Genomic DNA, 2,524 nt, shown 5'->3' with positions numbered 1-2,524 from the left:
TTTTCAATTCGTTCCTTCGAGACGATTCTAGCGAGATCCTTACGAATCTCGCCGGCAGTCAGAATGTGCAATTGTTCTCCCAAGCTCGTGTCGATTGCTTCGTCAAGAGTTACGCTTCCGCGGAGTACTCCAGCCAGTCCCTCCGACATTTGTAAACCGAATAAATGATGTTGATCCGGACTTCGAAAATCAGCATCGATCAGCAAAACACGACCATCACCCATCTTTGACAAAGAAATCGCCAGGTGAGTTGCAAGAGTACTCTTCCCCTCGCCAGGCATACTACTTGCAATCACTAAAGTTTGGGTATTTCCTGGATCAGAGAGAATAAAGTTTGCGCGTAAACTTTCGATACTTTCATCATAGGCTCGCTGCTTCTTTGCCGACCCCGAGTGGCTTGGCAACATGACAACTTCGCCCAAAACGGGGATTGCTTTTCCACCCTCCAACGAATCCGATTGGGAGATTCGTTTCAATTGCAATTCCAAGAAGAACGCCAATACGAATGGCATACTGAAGGAGGCTGCGGCATACAGGACGATTTTTTTCCATGGAACAGACTCGATTGGGACCGTCGGCGTTTGTGCCTCTGCCAGCGTTTGAATGGTGCTGCTTTTTTGTCGTTCCGTACGCACAGACGCTGTTCGTTCGTTGAGACGTTCCAATATGTTGCGCGCCTGCAGATACTTTTGCTGTGCAAAGTAAAGCTCAGCAGTCTCACCAGCGAATTTAGAAAGACGTTCCTCTTCGGCTTTGAAATTGCTTTCGATCACGTCCCGTCGCGTTCTTGTCCGCGTTAATTCGGCTGTTTTCGCTACCACGGCCGACTCTCGCCACTTGGAAAGGACCATCGGGCGAGCTGCAAGCTTTGCTGAGCTCAGTTGGTTCTCCAGTACGGCCATATCTTTCTTCAGTGTCTCGTACCATACCTGTCGAGTTCGTACGAGATCCGACTTTTCCATCATTCGCATTTCCTCGTTCTTCTCACTCAGCAATCGGCTTGCTGTAGCGACCTCTTCATTTTCTTTCACTAGGGCTTCAAAAGTCATCGGATCGAGATCGATAGGCTCATTTTCACCGGGTTTAGACAGGGCATCCTTTAACATCAGGAGTTCCGCTTCGATTACTGCTTCATTTGATCGTAATAAACTCAATTCATCACGCAAACTGGTCAGGTAGGTCGCGTCGGTATTGAGACGTGTTGTTTCCTGAAAAGGATCGAAACCCTTGGCTCGCTTGCTCAAACTGACGATCCGCTCCCGATGCTGCTCGACTTCATCCTGCCAAAGCTTTAGAGCTGGCTGCAACCAACCCTCGAGATCCGAAATGCGCCGGTCATCGAAACGTTGGCGCTGCTGCAAGTAGGACCGAACAATGGCGTTGCAAACACTAGCGGCCGCAACGGGTTCGGTGTCTTTATAGGAAACACGCATCAACGTTTTTGAGCCCACATCGCTCAAGCTCAAATTGCGGCGAATATTCATTTCTCGCGAATGAATATCCCTTAAGCTGGGGGCTTCACATATCTTGGGATCCGACAGCACGGGAGACAGCACGAGGTGGTTTTCAATCAGCGGCCGTTCGTTTTGCAAAAGGTCTGAATGGCCTTGCATAACGCTCTGAAAAACAACAAAGTCCCGATTCGCTTCCAGAAGATGCGATGCTAAATACTCAGGAACGAACCTCCAATAAACGAACCCCGAAACTAAGGACGCTATGACAATCCCCAAGGGCATTGCCCACCGCCAATTTCGCCGGATGGTGTCTACATAAAGCCAGGGATCAAATATACGGTCGTGCCGCGGGTCCTTATTTTCCAACCCTGTTGCTGTCAATTTTCTATTATTCATGGCTCTTCATTTTGCTCAAACAATGGATCATTGGAATAATTATGTGCGGATCCCACTGAGAGAATATCTTGTCAATGGACCATCGAACGATTCGCAGGAATGGAAACCCAGGCTGGATGATACAATCGCTCCCAATACTGCTTGACCATCCACACTAACGAGGCCGCCAGCCCAATCATGAAAATCCCAGCCCAGTCATGTATCCTATTTGCCAAGCGAACGTCAAACCAATAATAGGAGATGCAAACGATGACACTTCGCACACAATTAGCTATTAGGGATAAAGGAATGACAGAGGCGATAAGGACAAATTTGTCAATCCAAGCGCGTCGAATGAGAGTCACCCAAAAGAAAGCAAAAGCGGCCATGCCAACAAAGATGCGAAGACCTGAACATGCTTCTTCCACCAACATCTGAGACTGACCAATCCAAATCGTATTCCCCTCCGATACCGCAGAGAAACCAAGGATTCTTAAAACGGCTGACGAAAGAATCGTTACCAACGATTGCAACTTCCAACTTAATAGAGTTTCAACCTGGAATGGGAGAGGGACCATAAACAAAAGAAAAAGAACTGCAGGCGCCGCCCACGCAAGAGCACGCGGACCCAATAACAAAGCCACGCACCCACCAAGCCATGGAACAATAGACCAGCCTTCAAGAAACTCCATGAA

2 protein-coding genes are annotated in these 2,524 nt (G+C 48.3%); both read right to left on the bottom strand.

The window, feature by feature from the left end; genetic code table 11:
- On the bottom strand, positions 1-1,850 hold a 1,850-nt coding region (locus tag ACIQ2L_RS14550), incomplete at its 3' end, for a GumC family protein (protein WP_396160115.1).
- Positions 1,851-1,921: 71 nt separating this feature from the next.
- The coding region (locus tag ACIQ2L_RS14545; RefSeq protein ID WP_396160113.1) for an exosortase/archaeosortase family protein at positions 1,922-2,524 on the bottom strand (603 nt) is incomplete at its 5' end.

Origin of the sequence: Flavobacterium sp. (genome assembly GCF_044369455.1) — a bacterium.
GTDB lineage: Bacteria > Bacteroidota > Bacteroidia > Flavobacteriales > Flavobacteriaceae > Flavobacterium.
Note: the sequence above shows the minus strand (reverse complement) of the source record. Positions and strands in the feature narration are given on the sequence as shown.